Source organism: Stieleria sp. JC731 (genome assembly GCF_020966635.1).
Lineage (GTDB): Bacteria > Planctomycetota > Planctomycetia > Pirellulales > Pirellulaceae > Stieleria.
Map to the genome: position 1 here is coordinate 442,525 of NZ_JAJKFQ010000026.1, position 22,312 is coordinate 464,836.

At 53.5% G+C, this 22,312-nt stretch carries 17 protein-coding genes; 11 read left to right on the forward strand and 6 right to left on the reverse strand.

The features are described 5' to 3' along the window. Positions 1-60: 60 nt before the first annotated feature. Together LOC67_RS24375 and LOC67_RS24380 are read right to left on the reverse strand one after the other, a co-directional pair. Positions 61-1,488, reverse strand: a complete 1,428-nt coding sequence (locus tag LOC67_RS24375) for an NADH:flavin oxidoreductase (protein ID WP_230265453.1) — start codon at positions 1,486-1,488, stop codon at positions 61-63. A 96-nt stretch (positions 1,489-1,584) separates the two neighbouring features. Beyond that, complete coding sequence (locus LOC67_RS24380) at positions 1,585-2,517, reverse strand: dihydrodipicolinate synthase family protein (protein WP_230265454.1); 933 nt, start codon at positions 2,515-2,517, stop codon at positions 1,585-1,587. A gap of 250 nt (positions 2,518-2,767) precedes the next feature. Here LOC67_RS24380 and LOC67_RS24385 point away from each other — a divergent pair, with 250 nt between their 5' ends. Continuing rightward, positions 2,768-3,673 (forward strand): helix-turn-helix domain-containing protein, encoded by a 906-nt coding sequence (locus tag LOC67_RS24385; RefSeq protein ID WP_230265455.1) that lies wholly within the window; start codon positions 2,768-2,770, stop codon positions 3,671-3,673. 177 nt (positions 3,674-3,850) lie between these two features. Beyond that, positions 3,851-4,435 (forward strand): PEP-CTERM sorting domain-containing protein, encoded by a 585-nt coding sequence (locus LOC67_RS24390; RefSeq protein WP_230265456.1) that lies wholly within the window; start codon positions 3,851-3,853, stop codon positions 4,433-4,435. Between the two features lie 87 nt (positions 4,436-4,522). On the opposite strand, the gene LOC67_RS24395 is transcribed toward LOC67_RS24390, so the two are convergent. The 3 genes from LOC67_RS24395 to LOC67_RS24405 form a co-directional block, all read right to left on the reverse strand. Then, positions 4,523-5,968, reverse strand: coding sequence for a DUF1501 domain-containing protein (locus LOC67_RS24395; protein WP_230265457.1), 1,446 nt, complete (start codon positions 5,966-5,968; stop codon positions 4,523-4,525). Between the two features lie 494 nt (positions 5,969-6,462). Next, a complete protein-coding gene (locus tag LOC67_RS24400) occupies positions 6,463-9,390 on the reverse strand; it encodes a PSD1 and planctomycete cytochrome C domain-containing protein (protein ID WP_230265458.1) in 2,928 nt (975 codons plus the stop codon). A gap of 376 nt (positions 9,391-9,766) precedes the next feature. Next, positions 9,767-10,219 (reverse strand): DUF695 domain-containing protein, encoded by a 453-nt coding sequence (locus LOC67_RS24405; RefSeq protein WP_230265459.1) that lies wholly within the window; start codon positions 10,217-10,219, stop codon positions 9,767-9,769. 224 nt (positions 10,220-10,443) lie between these two features. On the opposite strand from LOC67_RS24405, the gene LOC67_RS24410 reads away from it, so the two are divergent. The 3 genes from LOC67_RS24410 to LOC67_RS24420 all read left to right on the forward strand — a co-directional run bounded on the left by LOC67_RS24410 (position 10,444) and on the right by LOC67_RS24420 (position 12,796). Continuing rightward, positions 10,444-10,803: an ArsR/SmtB family transcription factor gene (locus LOC67_RS24410; protein WP_230265460.1), complete on the forward strand. Its 360-nt coding sequence runs from the start codon at positions 10,444-10,446 to the stop codon at positions 10,801-10,803. Between the two features lie 199 nt (positions 10,804-11,002). Beyond that, a complete protein-coding gene (locus tag LOC67_RS24415) occupies positions 11,003-11,491 on the forward strand; it encodes a bacterioferritin (protein WP_230265461.1) in 489 nt (162 codons plus the stop codon). A gap of 186 nt (positions 11,492-11,677) precedes the next feature. After that, complete coding sequence (locus tag LOC67_RS24420; protein WP_230265462.1) at positions 11,678-12,796, forward strand: DsrE family protein; 1,119 nt, start codon at positions 11,678-11,680, stop codon at positions 12,794-12,796. A 2-nt stretch (positions 12,797-12,798) separates the two neighbouring features. Here the strand turns inward: LOC67_RS24420 and ald are convergent, their stop codons facing one another. Then, entirely contained in the window at positions 12,799-13,899 is a 1,101-nt protein-coding gene (gene ald, locus LOC67_RS24425) for an alanine dehydrogenase (RefSeq protein ID WP_230265463.1), read from the reverse strand. 563 nt (positions 13,900-14,462) lie between these two features. Here ald and LOC67_RS24430 point away from each other — a divergent pair. The 6 genes from LOC67_RS24430 to nadB all read left to right on the forward strand — a co-directional run bounded on the left by LOC67_RS24430 (position 14,463) and on the right by nadB (position 22,198). Continuing rightward, the gene (locus LOC67_RS24430) at positions 14,463-15,650 is read left to right on the forward strand and encodes an AMP nucleosidase (protein ID WP_230265464.1); all 1,188 of its coding nucleotides are present in this window, start codon (positions 14,463-14,465) and stop codon (positions 15,648-15,650) included. Positions 15,651-15,843: 193 nt separating this feature from the next. Then, the gene (locus tag LOC67_RS24435; protein ID WP_230265465.1) at positions 15,844-16,536 is read left to right on the forward strand and encodes a methyltransferase domain-containing protein; all 693 of its coding nucleotides are present in this window, start codon (positions 15,844-15,846) and stop codon (positions 16,534-16,536) included. 10 nt (positions 16,537-16,546) lie between these two features. Continuing rightward, positions 16,547-17,785: an NAD(P)/FAD-dependent oxidoreductase gene (locus LOC67_RS24440; RefSeq protein WP_230265466.1), complete on the forward strand. Its 1,239-nt coding sequence runs from the start codon at positions 16,547-16,549 to the stop codon at positions 17,783-17,785. 15 nt (positions 17,786-17,800) lie between these two features. After that, positions 17,801-19,036: a type III polyketide synthase gene (locus LOC67_RS24445; protein WP_230265467.1), complete on the forward strand. Its 1,236-nt coding sequence runs from the start codon at positions 17,801-17,803 to the stop codon at positions 19,034-19,036. 37 nt (positions 19,037-19,073) lie between these two features. Then, positions 19,074-20,141 carry an isoaspartyl peptidase/L-asparaginase family protein gene (locus LOC67_RS24450; protein WP_230265468.1) on the forward strand — a complete coding sequence of 356 codons (1,068 nt, stop codon included), beginning with the start codon at positions 19,074-19,076 and terminating at the stop codon, positions 20,139-20,141. A gap of 407 nt (positions 20,142-20,548) precedes the next feature. Continuing rightward, the gene (nadB, locus tag LOC67_RS24455) at positions 20,549-22,198 is read left to right on the forward strand and encodes an L-aspartate oxidase (RefSeq protein WP_230265469.1); all 1,650 of its coding nucleotides are present in this window, start codon (positions 20,549-20,551) and stop codon (positions 22,196-22,198) included. The last annotated feature ends 114 nt before the right edge of the window (positions 22,199-22,312 follow it).

Here is a 22,312-nt window from a genome sequence, read left to right on the forward strand (position 1 = left end):
AAACACTGTCCCAGCAAACCAACGCCCGGCATCACAGGGACTGTGATGGGTACAATAAACTCACACTTCTTTCTTAAGCTCTAGCAACTGCTTCCGCTCAGGAAGATCTTTGTAAAACCGATCCAGTGGATAACAACCACTGATCAGTCCTTTTCGAGGAGCCGTCGTACAGTCACTAAACGTGCGGCAAATCTTTTTGCGTTGTTGCACATTCCCTTCCAAAACATCAGCAGGAAGATCCGGGTAAGAAAGAACCATACGACCAAGCCCCACGGAATCGACCAAGCCATTTCGGACGACAGCTTGAGCGACACCTGGCAACCAATCTTGCAAATACGTGTATCCGGATCCGACCACAAACATTTCGGGGAACTGTTTTTTTAGTTCCGCCGTCGCCATGATTTGACGATCGACGCCGATAAGTGGTTCTTCCGGAGGATCATAACCATCACTTGGTGGGAAGAATGCTGGTCGTTGGATGTGCGGAGTGTAGTAAGGGCTTCCCGCGGTCGTGCAGACCAATCTGATTCCCAAAGACTGCATCAACTCGATGAATTTCATTGGCTCATCCAAGTCGATCCCATCCGCCTGTGCATTCGCACCGAAGACCAAACGAGGATCTCCAGCCGGATCTGGCTCACCGACATTCTCTTGCCCTTTGCGGTACGGCAATAAATCATAGATGCTCAGACGCACTCCGATCTCAAGTCCTGGTGCCTCCGCGTTGATGCCTTGGACGATCGATTTCAAAAACCGCGTTCGGTTTTCAAAGCTACCGCCGAACTCACCTGCCCGGTCAACGCCACTGAGAAGTTCATGACCGAGGTAGCCATGGCAGTGTTTAACATCGACAAAGTCAAAGCCGACCGACTGAGCCATCTTTGCGGCACGGATGAAATCATCGATCAGCGATTTCAATTCGTCATCGGTGATCAGTCCCTCGTCCGAGTCAATATTGACGCGCGGATCAAGTACCGGATTGCGCTGCGCGGCACGCGGCTCAGGTTCCGATTTGACATTCGGCCGTGCGTAACGTCCGGAATGAGTTAGCTGTAATCCCACAACCAAACCGTCTGTCGAGCCGAAACGCTCTTCGTGCGAATTTACCAGCAGCTCTCGTAGTCCAGCAATTTCACCGAGCGAGTGATCGCCGAGACAAAGTTGGTTTGGGTTGGCGCGACCGTCGTGACGCACCGCGACGGCTTCGCCGCCCCACATCAGTTTCGCCCCACTGATGCCAAAATTCTTCCAGCGACGACGTGTCAGATCGGTTGGTCGTCCATCCGCGGTACCATCCCAACCTTCCATCGGCAAAATACAGTAGCGGTTGCCGACAAGCAGAGAACCGACTTGCGAGGACTTTGCGAGCGGACTTTCGTCCCCACTCAACACATTTTCCTCGCGTGGCATCTGTAAGCCAAGCTCTTCAAGCCGCGAATCAAATTCTTGAAAACTCTTCAGGCTCGCGATGCGTGGATAGGTCGCCATAAACGTTGACTGGAGTGTGCTGGAAAAGGAATTAACGTGATACTGAAATCAGATGATGCCTGGCCAATCAAATGCCGCTCGAACGCACCACGAGGATCAGTTTGGAAGAAAGATGTTTAAGTCATCGATGACCTGTTGAAGCACATCGATGTCCGATTGGGGGCGTTCCGGGGACCCGGGGTACGTCAAATCTGTTTCGATCTGATTACGTCGCTTTAAAAACATTGCCGCATCATGTTTGTAAGCGGGGACCGGACGTCGAAATGCGAATGTCCCCAAATATTGCAACAGATCGTTCAGTTCAAAGAATCGCTCGTCGCCTGATTCCCACATCTTGTCACGAACCGCAAAGGCATCCGGCGCGAAGGTGCTTAACCCCAATAGATAGTCGCTGCCGTAGATCACCATATCGATCGCCAGATCATTTCCGGTGAGCACCTTGAAGTCAGGTCTGACTCGATCACGCAAAAGTAGACGCTGCCATTCCAACTGACGGCTGAGCGATGAATGCTTTGCCCCTAAGCATGCATCAATCGCCATCAGCTGTTCGTACACATCCAAAGAGTAGATGTTTCCGAAGGGTGCGAACATGTTCCCAAGCTCAAATGCATAGAACTGATCGGCATAGCTTGCGATCACTTGATAGTTATCAATGATCGCCGCATCGGATTGATGAGCGAGCCCGTAGGATTGAAAGATAATCGGCGTTCCCGAAAAACTTTGAATCTGCTCGATCGACCGGCAATAGGCGTCTTTGGCAAACGACGCCCCTTCACAATCAGCGACGAAAGCTCCAGCAACATAGTTTCGCCCTGACGCGATGGCTTGTGTCCGACGCAGAGTTTCACTGCGGGTCTGATCGTCGATCAGGTTTCCGTAGCCGGTATCCATGTTGATTGCCGGAACCAATCCGGCGTCAAACGTTCGCTTTACATGGGAGTCAAAACCATCCCAGTCCACAGTCGTATCGCTCACCAACGGAAGCAAAATTGCGGACATACCGGATATCTTGCGTTTCGTCTTGATCATCGAAACCGGATCGATCGGCTCCACCGCCATGATGCTTTGCTCTTGATTGCGTTTTGGGCACTACCTTGCTTGCTGATCGGTGAAAGTTACCAGCCAAGCAGGCCTGAGTCTTGGTAAACTGCCACATTCTTTTTTGCAAATCGGGCAAAATGCAAAGTCGTGGGCTTAAGAGCTGGCTCAAATTCGCACAGAATGGAGTGGTAACGCACTGAGTGCCACTAGCAGCGACGCCACCCCGCGACGTTGCAGCGTGATAAGCCTTTGTCCCATACCGCTCGCCGATCAAAGCCCGCTGTCCAGTCGCAACCAACTAACCGATCGCCCGCTGGACGAAGACTTGCCGTCTTGGGGTGTCCTGGTCCTCGAAAGCCATCACTCGCCGCAATTCACGATGGATTGGCGTGAGCACGATTTTCTTAAATTGCTGTTCGTGCTCCGCGGTCGCGGCGTCATTGAGTTTCCTGATCGCGTCACCCATTTTCAACATGGCGAACTGGTGATTGTGCCGCCGGGGACACCCAACCGCATTGCTGATGCTCCGGATGCGGCAAGCAGTTTGTATATCTGCTGCATCAGTTCACGGCACCTACAGTTTGACCCTGTCATTCTTGAGTCGTTTAAGCCGGGGTTGGTTGCCACGAGTGGTTACGTCGCCGGAAGAGTTGCCAACCAACTTCGCCGGATGAGGCACCTTCAACTCAGCCATCAAAAGTCAAAGCGCGTCGCAATGATCGCAGCTGCTTATCGGTTGATCGAATGGATACTTGATGCCATCGAATCAATTGAAAAGCAGCCACATCTGCATCAGAGCAATGACCGTGAAGCGATGGAGGACTACGTCAGGCGACTTCGAACGGAGTTCTATGAGGCCACTACGATCGACGATGCTTCAAAGTCGCTCGGGATGTCTCGGCGAACATTCACGCGTTTGTTTCAAGACCTTACTGGCGAATCCTGGTTGACCCATGTGAGACGTTTAGCCGTGAACCACGCAAAGCACCAGTTGGCACAAACGGGCCTCTCCATCGCATCGATCGCCTTCGAATGCGGTTTCAACGACCTGTCAACCTTTTATCGGCAGTTCAAAACTCAGACTGGTTTGTCTCCAAAAGCCTACCGTCAGGATGTCCTTTCATCAGAGAAACCCTCCTTCTGAGGTAGCGAAAAAAAGCAAACGGTCGCCCGCCCCATCCCGGCAGCGACACCACCCCAGTCCCGTGGCGGGGACGCTTTGAATTGCTTTCGTTAATTATCGATGAACCCCGCAGAGTCTGCTTGTTCAGCATCATCGAGTCGAGTTGAATGAACGGAGATTCACACCTCTGGAGTTGCCATGAATTTCCTTTGCAAAATCGCTGTAGGCCTCTTCGTCGTCGCTTTGAGTCTCCCAGTTTCCGCTGGGACGATTCTCTTTGACCTCCGTGCTCCATCGATCGAAGCGTTGGACGAAGCGCCGTCGCTGACGCTTACCCATTCTGGGCTGACTGCGATCGTGTCAGCAAATTTAGGCGACCTGAATCTCACTTCGAGTGGCTTCGGAATCAACCATCCGCTTTCAGGAGATGACACGGACCGCATTGACGACCTGAATGGTACTGAAGCTGTCTCAGTAATCTTTAACAAAGACGTCTGGCTGAATTCGATCACCCTGTCAGCTCTAAGCAGTGGTGAAAACGCACTGCTTGAAGTCGCTTCGTTTGCGCCACTCACGTTGACAGATACGGGCGCGGGAACGGACGTCTTCTTTTTCTCCACCAACAACTTTATCGCCGCCGGCGAAACATTGGTCCTATCGCACGAAGATGGCAACGGATTCAGTTTTGACTCGTTCAGCGTTTCTGTCGTACCAGAGCCAACCAGCCTGATATGCGTCTTCGGTGGACTGCTTGTCGGCACAATCCGGCGCAGAAAACGATAGGGTTCGATTGCCTTCACGTTCCTGAGCCAGTCGCGAGTTATTTCGCAAAGCGTTCGTTGCTCAGTACCGAACTAGCGGAGATACACGCTACGCGATGATGTCGTGCACCACGTTGCCATGAATATCGGTCAAGCGGAAATCGCGTCCCGCATACCGATAGGTTAGCTTTTCGTGATCAAATCCAAGCAGGTGTAGAATCGTTGCTTGAAGGTCATGCACGTGGACCCGGTCTTCGACGGCTTGGAAACCAAATTCGTCGGTCGCACCGTGGATATGCCCGCCTTTTACGCCGCCGCCTGCCATCCACATCGTAAACCCATAATGATTGTGGTCTCGGCCGCTATTCGTTCCGGCATTTGCACCTGGTTTGGGTAATTCGACAGTGGGAGTTCGTCCGAATTCGCCGCCCCAAACGACCAGCGTCTCATCAAGCAACGAACGTTGCTTTAGATCCTTCAATAGTGCGCCGATCGCCTGAGAGCACTCACCCGCCAACCGAGCATGATTCTCCTCGATCTTGTCGTGGCTGTCCCATGGCTGGCCGGCACCATGCCACAGTTGGATGTAGCGAACACCGCGTTCGACTAAACGGCGAGCAATCAAGATCTGCCTCGCTTGAACACTGTCCCCATACATTTCGCGAATGTGTTTTGGCTCCTTGCTGATATCAAACGCATCTGTCGCTTCCATCTGCATTCGATACGCGAGTTCGAAACTCTGCACACGCGACTCTAGTTCTGCATCCTGCTGACGCTGTTCTTGGTGCGCATGATTCATCTGCTGCAACAAGTCGAGCTGCCGACGCTGATCATCACGTCCCAAACCGGATGCATTCCGAATATTGGCAATCAAGCGCTCGATGTCTTTGTGCTTGCTGTTGATATACGTCCCCTGATACGCGCCGGGTAGAAAACCGGCTTGCCAGTTTTCGGCACCTTTGATCGGGTAACCGTTGGGGCACATCGCGATAAAGCCCGGTAGGTTTTGATTTTCGCTCCCCAGTCCGTATGTGACCCATGATCCGACGGAAGGGCGGACAAACTGGGCATGGCCACAGTTCATCAACATCAACGAAGGTTCATGATTCGGCACATCAGCATGCATGGAGCGGATCACGCAAACGTCGTCGATCGACTCTCCGACATGTGAGAACAGTTCGCTGACTTCGATACCGCTTTCGCCATACTTTTTGAACTTGAATGGGGAGCGATACGCGGCACCGGTTTCACGTTCCGTTCGCAGTTCCAGTGGTATCGATTTACCGTGGAATTTGTCGAGCGCCGGCTTCGGATCAAACGTGTCGACTTGTGACGGACCGCCGTTCAAGAAAAGGTGGATGACGGCCTTCGCCTTTCCCGGAAATTGTGGCGATTTGGGCGCCATCGGATTCAAACTTTCCGATGCAAACAGCTGCTTTGTGTCATCGGACATCACACCTGCGAGTCCCAAAGAACCGAGCCCGATTCCGCTACGACGCAAAAAATCTCGCCTCGTTGATGGAGTCGAGCCGACATGGTTTTGTGGGTTGAACATGGAGAAACCTGGTTGGGTGGTGGTCGGGTGTGATATCCGAGACGGCTGGTTGATCAACAAATGAAATGCTTTCAGCCTCGTCGGAGCTTTGTCTTTATGATCGAGTGTTTTGGTCAAACTTGATTTTCGGATTTGCCAATTGGGCGTTAGTCCCGGTAGTTATTGCGGGAACCGCCGCTAACGCGGTGCGGCTAAAAGGGCTGCAGCGTGATTTTTCGATTAGCCGATTGGCGTTAGCCACGGTTGTCCGCACCAAAACCGCCGCTAACGCGGTGCGGCTCATAGGACTGCAGCGTAATTCTCCGATCAGCCGATTGGCGCTAGCCACGGTTTCCCGCACCAGAACCGCCGCTAACGCGGTGCGGCTCATAGGGCTGCAGCGTGATTCTCCAATTAGCCGACTGGCGTTAGCCACGGTTGTCCGCACGAGAACCGCCGCTAGCGTGGTGCGGCTCATAGGGCTCCAAACCCAGCTCTTTTGTTGGAACATATCACTAATCAACGAACGCGAATTCATTCGATAACAGCAGGACTTGCGCCAGCTGTGACCATGGATCGAGTGAATTTTTACCGCCGGTATCGCCTTCAACTGGTTCGGGCGATTGCGATAGAAACTGCATTGCTGCCGCTAACTCGGATTCATTCGGATTGCGAGCCAAGGTGTATCGGTACATTCGCCGGACACGTTCCGCGTTTTTATCGGATTCAAGAGCCGGATCGTTACTTCGCGATGCCAACGCTTTGGCTTGGTCAATTACAAAGCCCGAATTCAGGAGATACAAGGCTTGTTGTGGAACCGTCGTGTTGGTCCGCTGAGCTCGACTCGCGTCGGGACTTGGGACATCAAATGCGGCCAGCAATCCTGGCAGATCTTCCCGATCGATATACGCATAAAGCCCTCGACGTTTCGCGTCTTCATGGATCATCACTGATCGGCCACCGACCGAATCGTCCAGCTGCCCCGAGGCGACGAGCAAACGATCTCGCAACGGTTCAAACTCAAGTCGAGTTCGTGGCATGTGCCACAGCAAACGATTTTCTGGATCTTGAGTGATGGCGGCTTCACGATGCGTGCTCGTTTGTTGCCAAGTTTTCGACAACATGATGCGTCGCTGCAAACCCTTGATCGACCAGCCATCAGCCATAAATTCCGAAGCTAAGTGGTCGAGCAATTCCGGATGCGTGGGGCGTTCACCACGAGTCCCAAAATCACTTGGCGTTCGCACTAGACCGTCACCAAAATGGTGTTGCCAAATTCGATTCACAATCACACGCGCGGTCAGCGGGTTGGCCGGATTCACAATCGCTTTTGCTAGCTCCAACCGGCCACTTCCGTTCGTAAAAGGCTGCCCTTGGTCGACCTGCTCAAGTGCTTGCAGGAATCTTCGAGGGACACGGTCCCCGCGATTACTCGGCACACCGCGGCGAAAGATCACGGGCTCAACTGGTTTTGGCTTATCCACCAGAACCATCCCGCGCGGTGGGGCTCCGGGATGAGTCACCTCGACACCGTTGACGCCGTTCATTTTTTGGTTGTACTCGTTGCGTTCCCCCTGATCCAAATGCCGAATCATCTGTTCGCGATCAAGCGAGGTAGGATTGCTTGGGGAAAACAGCACCTGGCGAATCTGTTCATCAGCGACATCCGCAAGAGCTTCGAGCGGTGGGTCCGCCTTTTTGGCTTCGCCCCAACTGGCGAAAACAGACTCGAAAACATCACCGATAACCTGAGCTGTCTCTTCGACTGTCTTCGGTTGCGATTCTTCCAACTTGGAAATCAGTTTCTGAATCCCCGCCTGATGTTCGGCCGCGAATTCTTGGCTACCAAAGGTCTTCAGTTGCTCAGGCAATTTGGCCGCAAACTCATCTGCCTTAATCGCCGCAATCGATCGCAATAAATCCCAGATCGGGCCGGACGAGACGTTCGCATCGGAAAGGAAGTCTTGCCAACGGAAAACCGCAGCCCTTCGCAACGCGCCACGTTTGCCTTGATAGGAACCACGGCGTTTCCTTTCCTGTCCGATCGTTTCGGCAAAGTAAACGAGATAGTCCGCGACTCTGCTGCGAAGTTCTTGTTCGGTCGCTACACGTCGGCCTTCAAGCCAATCGTCGACTTCTTTCTGTTTGTCAGCTTTGGCTTGTAAAAAAGCGTCGTATTGCTCCGAAGGAACCGGATCGCCCAGCAGCGGCAACTCATCGGGCTCTTGGGAACTGTCGAAAACTCCATACAGGGAATAGTAGTCAGCTGTCGGTACGGGATCATACTTGTGGTCATGGCAACGAGCACAAGAAACACTCAGCCCCAGAAAACCTCGCGTGACAACATCGATCTGATCGTCGATCACGTCAGGTCGACGATTCATGAACTTCCGCCCGACCGTTAGGTAGCCCATCGCGGCGAGTGCTTTGCGTTGGTCGCCTTCGAGCCCAAGCATGTCGGCAGCGATCTGCTCCACGACAAACTGATTGAAGGGTTTGTCTTCGTTGAAAGCCTCGATCACATAGTCGCGATAAGTAAACGCGAATGGGTAACGAGTTTCCTGATTGCCGGCCAAATACCCTTTTGTGTCTCCGTACCGTGCAATGTCCAGCCAGTGTCGAGCCCAACGTTCACCGTAGTGAGGATTGTCGAGCAGTCGATCGACAAGATGTTCGAACGCTTTGGGATCGGCATCGTTAACAAAGGCTTGCACTTCGTCATAAGTTGGCGGCAGACCTAGCAACGTGAAATACGCCCGCCGAATCAGCGTCTCACGATCAGCCGTGGGGTTGGGCTCCAATCCGCCATCGTTCAGACGTGCACGCACGAACCGATCGATCGAAGTCAACTCCGAAGCATCGCTTGAATTCTTTAGCTGCGGTGGTTCCGGTTTTGTGATTGGCTGAAGCGACCAATGGTTTTCACGTTGAGCTGCGACTTTATCGGCAAACGACATCTCCTTCGTTTCGCCCGCATCATCAGCTTCGTCCTCCGGCCAGTAAGCTCCGTCGGCAACCCACTTTCGGAACAATTCAATTTCCTCCTCCGGCAACTTATTGTCCGGCGGCATCTGGAACTCATTGTCCTTGTAGCCAATTGCGCGAATGAGCAGACTGCGGTCCACGTTGTTCGTATGGACAACCGGTCCGGAATCACCACCCCGTTTGAAATGGTCTTGTCGATCCAAGCGTAGATTGCCCGATTGGTCATCCGGGCCGTGACAGTCCACGCAATGTTGGATCAAAAGAGGCCGGATCTTGGTTTCAAAAAACGCTTCTTTGTCGGGATCGGCTTTATTGGTCTGCTCTTCGGCAATCACCGAATTCCCAATGACACCTGCGAACAAGCCACAGGCGATCATCGACACTCGGATGAGATCGCGAAGACGCAGACAGACCGGCAAGTCCATTAATGACATAGGCAATCGGTCGACATTCATCATGTAATATCGTTGGTCAACGCCAAGGACCCGCGTAAAGCGTTCCCGGTGCAATGACAGATGGAGGTGGGAAAGTTGAATCGAACGAATCCGACGCCTCAGTGGGTGCCATTCGATCAATCAACTCTGGTAGGTGGGTAGGTCGCTAGCCTAAATGGTTTCGGCATCGTTATGACAATGCGATACCACGCAATCTAACCGGCTAACTACCCCTATTCTATCCGATTCAGCGTGATCAGGAAGGGAAACCGCAATTTCAAAGGGTTCAAAAACTGACGACGCACAGAGTTGAAAACGCATGGAGACGTCCGAAGTTACCACGCTTTTGCGGGATCCCAGAGTCAAACGAATCCAGTGTTGTCCAATCAACCCCTTCAGATCACTTTCTTCCCTCAGGAAAGAAGTCGTAGTAGCTATTCCAATCGGCATCCCTAACTGCCATGCATTGGACGTCGTGAGTCGTTGACAGAGACTGTAAGTGTTCGTGAATCGCCCCGATATCGGCGCCTTCAGAGATATAGAAAATCAGCTCCTTCACTGTGGGCGCGGTGAGCGCGAGAACATGTATGCCAGTCGCCTGACTGGTTACCGTCGCGATGATCTTGTCTTCTAATTCACCCAGCGACTCGTTCTCATCCGCATTCGGTACACCGCCCTTGGGTGGCAACTTGAAAGGAATCGCAAACCCAAGTTTGATCCCCAAATCAGGGTGCCCCGCCCATTGGTTGGCCGACTCGTTCAGCCGAACCAACAACGTTCCGTCCTCCATCGCGACGCTTCCAAGTAGCCACATGTGGTCAGATGCGTTTAAGTCATTCTTATCAAGTGGCATCGTAGCGTTCCAATCGAGGGGGGGGTGACCAACCAGTCGCCAATCCGTGGGCGACTCTTCTGATGAGGCTCAATAGTGTACAGCAGACAGCTTCCGCGATGAATTCGAGCACATTCTGCGTTCGAAGCAGCATTTATTCAAAAGGATCACCTCGAACTAATTGACACCTCGCGATATTCCGATATATTTAAGCGTCATCGAGTTCCTCCGATATTCGCATTGCCATGCCAACCGAATCGAAGCTTGCAAAAACCCTTAGCGAAGAAGCATCCCAACCCGCGAAGCCACGCGGAACGGTTGACGATTTCGCGCAAGCGGCCGAATGCCTGAAAACTCTCGCACACCCCGTCCGTCTTCGCATCGTCCAGTTGTTGCTGTTCGGTCGGTATACCGTTGGTGAATTGGCTGCGGACTGCAAAATCCAAGACAATGTTGCCTCGGATCACCTTCGTTTGCTGCAGCGTTGCGGTTTTTTGGTCAGCGAGCGCGAAGGTCGGCGCGTGTATTACCAGATTGCCGAACCACACCTGGAGAATCTGATGGCGTGCATCGAAGGACGATTTCTGCCATCGGACACGCAATAGACAATCGGATGACATTCGGCGGTGCTCAGTACCGCCACATTATTTGCAACTACACCTCGTCGGATCACGAACTGTCGACACAACCGCACATACGAGTTACTAACAGGGCTGTTTGACAGTTCATACAATCCCGCACCTGACGCGTCATCGGTTAAAACCGCGTCTCGTTCAACCAGACCAAGACACAAAGGAGAATCCCATGGCATCTGCACGATCACTCGAAAACCTTCAGAAGGGGCTTTCGATGGAACTGACCGCTTCCCATCAATATCAATTGCACGCCAGCGTGCTCGACGATTGGGGTCTTGATCTGCTAGCCAAGCAGATGAAGGAAGAGATGACGGAGGAACTTGGACACTCGGATCGATTCCTCGAACGGATCATGTTTTTGAAGGGTGATCCGAAGATGGAATTCGACAAGCCGCCACATCGAGCTCCCTCGCTCAAAGAACTCTTCGAATCAGATCTCGCTGATGAGCAAGAGGCTGTAAAGTTCTACACCAGCGCCGCACACCAAGCTTCTGAAGATTCCGACATTGGAACAAAGCGACTGTTTGAAGACATCGCGATCGAAGAAGAGGCACATATCGGGTGGCTCGAACTGCAGCTCGATTTGCTACAGCGAATTGGTGAGCCCGCTTACGTCGCCAAACACATGTCTTCACCTCATGAAGGCGGCGATGCGTAGCCATTGGTGCTGCTGACGAAGCCGCAGCAAGATTCATGCGGCCATACGTATGAGCAAGCATTCGGGCGCACATTTGCATCAAAACTCTTTGCAGCGTCGTTGATGCAGACAATTCACATGAACTGGTTTTAGCCGACGGCACCGAGAGCCGTCGCGCGATTCAATTTCGCACGAGGATTTGTTCCCATGAATGCAATGAAGCTGTGCTGTGTGTTTGCAAATGTATTGCTTGCCTCCACAATGGTGTTAGCGCAAGACAGTGCCCCCCCGGAACCCGGGCCTGGTTTCCGCGGCGGCCGAGGATTTGGGTTTGGTCGTCAGTTCGGCCGTGGTCCCGGGCAAGGGATGATGAGGCATGGCTCGAACGCGTCGGACGCGGAATCGATGCAAGGTCACGGTGGGCACGGGGCTGATGATCGTCATGACGAAGACCACGACGTGTTTCAGTTCTTGCTACAGAATCATTCGAAGATCAAGCGAACGGTTACCGATCTTCCCGACGGTGTCGAAACCTTGACAGAGTCAGACGACGACGAAGTCGCTGACAAAATCAAGGAGCATGTCGAGTGGATGCAATATCGCGTCGAAAAAGTTAATCCGATTCGTATGCGTGATCCACTGTTCGCCGAACTGTTCCGCCACGCGGACAAGATCAAGATGGTTCATACCGATACGGAGCGAGGAGTCAAAGTTGTCGAGACCTCCAGCGATCCCTATGTTGCGAAACTGATCCAAGAGCACGCCAAGGTTGTCTCCGGGTTCGTCGCCCGAGGCTTTGCCGAGGCAATGAAGAACCATGCGATACCGAACAACAACGCCAAGGTCAGCAAAGACCTCGCGTTTCCCGTGATCGAAGGGCATGGCGGTGTGGTTCGGCTTGCCGAAGCCGCACAGCAGCCCAAACCCGGTACAAAGCTAATTGTCGACATCACCAAAGGCGGCGACGCCACGAAGCTGAACCCCGGCATTGAGAAGGTTGCGAAATTCGTCAACTTGTATGCCGGCGGTGGACGAGAACCTGCGGACGCTCAGTTCGCGATTGTCCTTCATGGCGATGCGACCCTAGCGATTTTAAATCCGGACGCCTATTCAGAACATTTCAAAACCGAGGGCAATCCGAATCTACCGCTACTGCAACAACTTCATGAAGCCGGAGTTGAGATCTACGTTTGCGGACAGTCGCTACTGTCACTTGGCAGCCAACCTTCCGACGTCGTTGTGTTCGCGGAGACCGCCGTCTCCGCGCTAACCGCAGTCGTCAACCTTCAAGACGAAGGTTTCTCTTACGTGCCGATGTTGAAGTAGCGTTAGAGTCGATTTAGCTGCATGCCAAACGCTTCAGCAACGCCCTGGTTATTGACGGTGCCGTTGTGAATGTTGATCGTTTGGCATAGCGGCCCATGATCCGCTATCGCCCCATCAATCCCAAGGCCGGCAAGCTTCAGAACCCAAGGCAGTGTTGCGTTGCACAACGCATAGGTGCTGGTGCGCCCGACAGCTCCCGGCATGTTAGCAACGCAGTAATGGACGACATCATCAATGATGTACGTCGGCTCGCCATGGGTTGTTGGACGAGTCGTCTCGATGCATCCGCCCTGGTCGACCGCCACATCGATCACCACACTACCTGGCTTCATTCGTTTCAAGTCTTCACGGCGCACCAACTGTGGTGCCTTTGCCCCTGGAATCAAAACCGACCCGACCACAAGGTCAGCCCTCTCGATCTGCTCAAGGATGTTGTGACGATCGCTGTATAGCGTGTTGACGTTTGCCGGCATGATGTCATCTAGATAGCGTAGGCGATCTAAATCGACATCCAAGATTACCACGTCGGCTTGGAAACCAGCAGCAATTTTCGCGGCGTTGCTACCGACAATGCCACCACCCAAAATCGTGATGTGTGCAGGTGGAACACCTGGAACACCACCAAGAAGTATGCCCCGACCCATTTGCGGTCGCTCAAGGTACTTTGCCCCCTGCTGGATACTCATTCGTCCGGCAACTTCACTCATCGGCGTCAGCAACGGCAGCCTACCTCGCTGATCGCGAAGTGTCTCGTAGGCAAAGCACGTCGATCCGCTAGCGATCATCGCTTGCGTCAGCGTTTCGCTTGCGGCAAAGTGAAAGTAGGTAAACACAGCTTGACCGGGTTTGATCAGACCGTATTCACTCGCTTGCGGCTCCTTGACCTTGACAATCAAGTCGGCTTTTTCGAAGACCTCGGCGCCACTTGTCGCCAACGTCGCACCGGCTCGCACGTAGTCTTCGTCAAGCAAGCCGGACCCAAGACCTGCGGATTCTTCGACGATAACTTTGTGTCCACGGGTGACCAATTCTTCGACGCCGACGGGCAACATCGAGACCCGATACTCATCCGACTTTATTTCTTTGGGAACACCGATAATCATTTTCAATCCTGTAGGTTGGTCGCCGGACGACGCCGAGACAATGCCGCCACAATCCTATGACGCTTTGCGGGGTACGTTGCTGGCCAAAGACAACGGGTTCTGAACCGTGTCTGAGTCCAAGTCGACGAGGCAATCGGTGCGACAGTTGGCACCAAGCCGCATCACTGCTTAGCTTCACTGCATAGCGTTACAGAACAGCAGGATTGTTTGACAACGAAAACCTGAAAAGGGGCCTAAATCGGCTCCGCCAAAACAAACGAAAAGCAAGGTGGCACTTTTACCCATGTCGGCGAAACCATGGTCGTTCAATGGGCATTGAAACCAAATAAATTTGTCAGAAACATTTACGGCCATTGAAGAAGAACGAGCCAACGATGCGTACTATTTTCAATAGCCACGAAACCCATCTCATTCGTGTACAGTAGCGGCTAGGGATCCCCTCCCATTCCCCTGGGACTGTGACGATCTATCATTGGCAATGCAACATGATTGAATTGATTCGCCTGTGTTCGTCGGCGTAGCGCCCTTACTGCCATCACTCGTCTCGTGATTGAACTCACATCATGGAAGACCAATTTCAAATCGATCCGACTTCGAATCTGGACGACTTGTGCGAACGGATTCTCGCCGGATGCAGTTTGATGGAGCAAATCTACGCCAACGGTCACTACGTTCGCGTCACCGTTGTTCGCAGTTGGTCTAAGCACAACCCAGAGATCTCGGGCAAGATCGCACGCCCCAAGGCATTCCGGTGGTACCTGAGACGGGAGCTACTGAAACTGGCGCGTCGCGGTGCGAAAATTACAATCCAAAAGTCCCGCCCTCGCGTCGACTTGAACGCACCGACGCTGCTGAAAACCATCGATGAGTCCGATTTCGACATGACCCGAAAGAAGGTGTTCATGTTCGGACCCGAACGCAGCGAGCTTTCTATTAAGCGGCTGGAACACTACACAGGAACCCTGGCCGAAGACTTTCAACGGTATGTGCTTCTGACCAATTATCACATGCACATGGAGGCCTTCGCCGAAACATTTCCAGGCTGCACCGGATCGACCGGTACCAACGTTCAAATGCCAACCCTTCATCACATCGCCGATGACAATCGAGGTATCAGCATTGTGAACATCGGTGTCGGTCCTTCAAACGCGAAGAATTTGACGGACCACCTTGCCGTTCTTCGCCCCGATGCGATGCTGATGGTTGGCCATTGCGCCGGTGTCCGCAATCACCAGGAAATCGGCGACTTCGTTTTGGCAAGCGGCTACATGAGAGCCGACCACATTCTCGACGAAGCTCTGCCCCCTTCAGTTCCGATCACACCAAGCTTTTTATTGAATCGAGCATTAGCGACTACGCTCGAGGATTCCAACTTGAGGTACCGTATCGGTGCCGTCTATACAACGATGGACCGAAACTGGGAATTGTCAGTCAGCCGCACACAACATCACTTGCGGGCAAGCCGTTCAATTGCCGTCGATATGGAATCGGCGACAGTCGCCGCCAACGGCTTTCGCTACAGAATTCCCTCGGCCACACTTCTATGCGTGTCAGACAAGCCCCTGCATGGGCAGCCCAAACTGCCTTCGGAAGCCAAAGCGTTCTATGGAGAGACCAAGAAGCAGCACTTAAAGGTGGCAACATTGGCAATCGAATCGATCAAAGCCAAATACCCCGACGGTCTGCCCAACAGTGATATCCGGGCTCCTGACGAAGCCCTACTTGAGGGCCCCGATGCTGCCGATTGTTGAAAACCATCGTTGGCACCATTGCGAACTCAGACAATTGACCTCAAGTTACACTGAATCTGATTGGTGCCGAGATCCTGCTGAAAAATGTCCACGCAGAATTCGAGCCTGTCCGATCAAACCGCTATCGACAACTTGCAAATAGTACTGGCCATCCACGTTGCTACTGCCTCAACGACAATTAGTCCCCGAGTTGATGGACGATCCACAATTGGATCCGAAGTTGCATGATGCCGCACTAGCAGGCCTTCGGCGTATCAATCGTTTCAGCGGGACTGCCAGTGTTCTATGGACAGAGCTTAAACGCCTGCATTCGGCCATCGGACATGAGCCACTGCGTATCTTGGATATCGCCTGCGGTAGCGGCGACAATGTGATCGCGATCGGTCGGAAAGCGGCTCGTCATGGCATAAGCCTTTGTATCGATGGCTGTGATATCAGCGAACAGGCATTGCAGAATGCTCGTGAACTTGCGGTCCGAAATGGCAAGCAGCCACATCGCTTCATTCAGTGCGATGCGATCGGCCAAGGTGTTCCCGAAGGATATCACATCGTGATGTGTTCGCTGTTTCTTCACCATCTTTCCGATTCAGATGCGACTGCTCTGATCAGTTCGATGGCCTCCTCCGCGATCAATGGTTTGCTCATTGACGATCTGCGTCGTACCGGGCTGGGTTATGCTCTGGCCTGGGCCGGCTGCCGGCTCCTTTCACGTTCGCCAATTGTGCATTTTGATGGGCCACAATCTGTGCGTGCAGCTTTTAGCGAGTCAGAAGTCCTGCGACTCGTTAGCCAACTCCAGTTACGCGATTGCATTGTGAAGCACCATTGGCCACAGCGATTCACACTGTCATGGATCAAGCCTGCCGAATCGGAACTGCGACGCTAGGATGCCAAACATGCAGTCCCCAAAACCCACCCAACGCACCATTGACGACTGTTGGGACTGTGTCGTCGTCGGTGGGGGGCCCGCCGGCGCAATCGCCGCCAGAGAATCAGCGAAACATGGCCTAAAAACTCTTCTCGTGGAACGTCATCCACTCGGGCGAAATAAAGTCTGCGGCGCCTGCTTAAATCATCACGCACTGCTGACCCTTAAACAGGCAGATTTGCTTGATCCATTGAAAGCACTCGGTGGAACCAACCTTCATTCACTATGGATGAAAGGCTATGGCCGCGAACTCAATCACGCGATCCCAACTGGACTGGCGATATCACGATCACAACTCGATCGGTTCCTTGTCCAAGAAGCGGTCTCGTCTGGTGCTGTCGCGTTATCGAGTGTTTCTGCCAGCATCGAAAGTCGATCTGTCCAAAAGGGAATGCGGCAGCTTGAACTACGTTATGGAACCGAATCATTCCTCGACACAATCGAAGGCGGTCAGGTACTGCGCGCAGAACAGCAATCCATTCTTCCGACGACGGTTTACACTAAATCGATTGTTCTTGCAGATGGGCTCGGTCGTCCTAGTCTGAAAACTGACGAGTTCCATGATCGCGTCGCGCCAGATTCCTACATTGGACTCGGTACCACGATACCGACGACTGCCCACACCGGATGGATGAAACCCAACGCGATCCATATGGCGGCGTCGGATATTGGCTACGTCGGATTGGTCATGCTGGACGACAACACTGTGAACCTTGCAGCTGCGGTCAGTTCTAACGCGATGCGCGACAGTGGCTCCCCCGAAAAGTTGGTCGATCAAATTTTGGGCCTCGCTGGCTTTCCCAAAATTGAGACGACTGGACTTCAGTGGCGTGGCACACGGCCGCTCAGCCGGCGAGTCAACCGAGTGTCAGGCGACCGCATCTTCTTGATCGGTGATGCCTCAGGCTACGTCGAACCCTTTACCGGCGAAGGTATGGCATGGGGAATGCACGCCGGAATGCTTGTCGCAGAAGCAGTTCGATCCTGTGCTGATGGCAACTTTGCGCAAGGCAACTGCGAAGCAGCAGCTCGATTGTGGCAATCGCGATGGAAACAAAGGATCTACCGATCACAAAACAATTGCCGAAGACTCACTTGGATGCTTCGACATCCCAAAGCGGCCAAAATTGGCGTGGCGGTTGCAAGTCGATTCCCGGCGCTAACATCTCGCCTAATCCATCAGGCGAACACCGAATCATTGGTTTAGTCAACGAGAACACAGATGCCTTTTCAAATCTTGGGGCTGGGAACCGCAACGCCTCTCTATGGGATCGCTCAAGAAGACGCGGCTGACATTGCCAAGTCGATTTGCGGACAAAGCGATCAACAGCATCGCGCGTTGGAGGTTCTCTACCGTAAATCCGGAGTTCGCTACCGGCACAGTGTTGCGTTGGACAAGGCGGATGAACAGCCGATTGATCGCCATCGAAATAAACAGCCGCTTCTTACTAAAGCCAACCACGATGCATCCTATTCAGAATCGTCTCAACCATCGGACTTAAATTCAGTTTGCCTGGAATCGCAGTCTCCGCTTTCACGGCAGTCCTTCTTTCCGGCCGCTGTTGGTGCGCAAGATGCTGGGCCATCGACAGACCAACGCATGCAAATGTATCGCGAGCATGCCGGATCGTTGGCGGTCACAGCTGCTGAAGAAGCGATTGCAAATTCTCCCTTTGAATCATCCGAGTTCACTCATCTGATTACCGTCTCCTGTACGGGATTCCAAGCACCTGGTGTTGACTTGGATATCATCAAACAGTGCCAACTTCGCCCGACGGTCGAACGCACACACATTGGTTTTATGGGCTGTCACGGCGCGATCAATGGTCTACGTGTCGCCAAAGCGATTGCCGAAGCTGACCCAAACTCGCGGGTGCTTTTATGCGCTGTTGAACTGTGCACACTGCACCAACAGTATGGATGGCATCCTGAACGTGTCGTTTCGAATGCGTTATTCGCTGATGGCGCCGCCGCATTGGTCGGTGCTTCGACAGAATTGCTTCAATCAACTCCCGCGAGAAAACCGTGTGTCGCCGCTACTGGATCAATGATTCTTCCAGAAACGGAAGGGATGATGGGATGGCAAATCGGTGACCACGGATTCGTGATGTCATTGTCAACAATGGTGCCCTCTATCATTTGTCAAACAATCCGGCAGTGGATGGAGCAATGGCTTCATGACCAAGGGCTCTGCATTGACGAAATCCAAAGCTGGGCTATCCATCCCGGTGGACCCAAGATTCTCAAAGCGTGTCAGGAAGCGATGTCATTGACCGAGTCTCAGCTGCGGCCATCTTTTCAGATTCTTGAATCCTTCGGGAATATGTCATCGCCAACCGTGCTCTTTGTTCTCGATCATATTCTCGATAGTCCCCAGCCCACAAACGCGAGCCCTCTGCCTTGTGTTATGCTTGCGTTCGGGCCCGGACTTGCCATCGAAGCGGCATTGATTCGCTGAAGTATGTTTTTCACCGTACTGTGATACGACAACGAACATGATTATTCACACGCTCGGCCGACCACTTTTCTATTTCCTGACTCTGGTACTGTTGATGTTCAATACCGTCTCAGCCCAAAACGACCGGTCGCAAGCCACTTGGGCCATCGCATTGCACGGCGGCGCGGGCTCCATTCCAAAGTCATTGCCCAAAGAAGCGGTTGCGCAATACAAAAAGAGCCTCAACAACGCGTTGCAAACAGGAATCGCGGTCCTTAAAGATGGCGGGACCTCGCTGGACGCGGTGACTAAAACCGTCGTCGCACTGGAGAACGATCCGCTTTTCAACGCCGCTCGTGGCGCCGTATTCAATTCTGGAGGCTACCATGAACTCGACGCATCCATCATGGACGGCTCGACTCTCGAAGGTGGTGGCGTCGCAGGTCTAAAGAAGATCAAAAACCCGATTCTCGCCGCGCGGTTTGTAATGGACGATAGCCATCATGTGCTACTGGCAGGCGATGACGCCGATTCATTCGCTGAAAGCCATGGCTGCGAAACCGTAGAGCAGCCTTATTACTTCACCGAACGTCGTTGGCTTCAACTGGGCAAGGCGATGAAGCAAATGGACCAGGTCGCTCCTGCCACCCCTGCATATCCGGTCCCTGCCGGATCCCAAATCAACATCGACACGAAAGGTGATACCGGCGAAACGGTTGGCTGCGTCGCGCTGGATATTCATGGCAACGTAGCAGCAGCGACAAGCACGGGCGGCAGAACGGCAAAGCGTTACGGTCGCGTCGGTGACTCACCAATCCTTGGGGCGGGGACTTACGCCAACAACAATACCGCTGCTGTCAGCGGAACGGGAATCGGTGAAGAATATATCAGGCACTCGATCGCCGCCCGTGTCAGCATGCGTATGGAATTGGCCGGCGACAGTCTTGAATCGGCCTGCAAAAACTGTCTGTTCGAAACCCTTCGTCCTGGCGATGGCGGTCTAATCGCGGTCGATGGCGAAGGCAATCTTTACCTCGGCACCAATACACCAGCGATGTCTCGAGCCTGGGCCCACAGTGATGGAACTCGTGCGACCGCGATCTGGGAAACGCCGCTCGGTGATTAGTTCCCTGAACAAGCCAATCGGCCGAACACGACGGGTAATCGCGACAGCAGATTCCTCATCGGCGACCTGTGTTGGTGAAGTAACCCGGTGCGGTCGCAAATGCCTTTCTCCATCCTAGCCGGGTAATCCAATTGCAGTGCTGTGCCAGCAACACCGTTTAAAGTTCAGCGGAGTCGTTCTGGCTAGTATGGGTGACGAAATTCCCATCCTCGCGTAAACTGGTTCGGCCTGAAACGTCGATGCACACTGAAGCTGGGCTAGATCCTACCCGCCCTAACGGTGGTCGCGTCACAGGAATCCGCGTCCCTTTGCGGCGAGCCCATTGCCCGCTCATCCCCAAAAAGCGTATCGAGCATCAAACCACCGCATGACACGCTGCACGAAAGTTTTGAAGAGTTGAACTGCCGATGATGACCCCACGATACCTGGTCTCGTTTGACACTCGGCACGCAGTTCACCGGTTTACGGATGTGCTGATCATTGGTGGTGGTTTAGCAGGCTTGCGAGCGGCGAATGCGGTGCAACCGCATCAACGGGTACTCGTGGTCACTAAAGACGTGCTTCGCGAATCAAACAGCACCTACGCACAAGGTGGTATCGCGAGTGTTCTCGATCCCGAAGACCGCTTTGAAAACCACGTTCGAGATACCTTGGTTGCCGGCGCAAACCTCTGCGATATCGACGTTGTGAATATGGTCGTTCGCGAAGGACCACGCCGCATCGAAGAGCTAGTCCAGTGGGGAACACAATTCGATGCCGATGATGGTGAGCTGGAACTTGGACGTGAAGGTGGGCATTCACATGAGCGAATCGTTCATGCCCAAGGCGACGCGACCGGTGCGGAAATCATGCGAGCCGTGATTCAGCGAACCCGCTCGATGGACCGCGTGCGAATTCTGGAAAAGGCATTCACCATCGACCTGCTCACCCACGACGGCAGATGCCGCGGTGCCATCATTTCACAAAATGGTGGCGAGCCGATGATGGTTTGGGCTAAGGAAACAATCCTTTGCACGGGCGGTGCGGGCCAGGTGTTCCGAGAATCGACCAACCCCGCGGTCGCAACAGGCGATGGTCAAGCCATGGCGTATCGCGCCGGTGCTCAACTGGCGGATATGGAATTCATGCAATTCCATCCGACCGTTCTGTACATTGCCGGTTCTTCCAGATCGCTGATCAGCGAAGCCGTCCGTGGGGAAGGCGCCTACCTTGTCGATGCCAATGGCCATCGCTTCATGCCTGAATATGACTCGCGTGCGGAACTTGCGCCTCGCGATGTCGTCAGTCAATCGATCGTTGCCCAAATGCAAAAGACCGAACACCCATGCGTCTACCTTGACTTATCACACTTGGATCGCACCCATGTGATGAATCGATTTCCCGGAATCGCTCGCGCATGTTCGAAATTTGGTTTGGATATCGCCAGTGATCGTATCCCTGTCCGCCCTGGTGCCCACTACATGCTCGGCGGAGTCACCGTGGATCGGCAGGGCCGGACTAGCTTGCCGGGTCTGTGGGCAGCTGGCGAAGCAACCAGCAGCGGTCTGCACGGTGCGAATCGCTTAGCCAGCAACAGCCTACTGGAAGGCCTCGTGTACGGAGCCGCGGCTGGTGAAGCAGCATCGCGTGCCGCAAGTGAGGGCGGCCACGAAATGCGTGCCCTACCGATTCGGCAATCCGAGTCATCTTCTGCCGAGGCTTTTGACATCGATGACATCCGCGTTTCTTTGAAAAGTCTGATGGGTCGACTAGTCGGTGTCCAACGCGATGGCGAAGGGCTGCAAAAAGCAGCTGACACGATCCGGTCATACACGGCTTATGTGATGAACCATCAATTTGATGGGATCGCGGGTTGGGAACTTCAAAACCTGCTGACGGCAGCAGCCATGATGGTTGACTCTGCACTGGTCAGGACGGAATCACGCGGCGTTCATTTCCGCAGTGACTACCCCGAACGCGACGATCAACATTGGCGTCGACGATTAACCACACAAATCAACGTCGATGGCGGTTATCCACAGAAAGCCGACCTCCTAGCTCCTGAGCCCGCTCGCTAATTTGATTCTTCAGCCGAGAAGCTCGGACGTGGTTTGCCTAAAGCTCGGGGCCACTAAATTCAAATCGTTGACAGCATCGATACCACGCGGCTGTGAATACGCGATCAGCGTGCA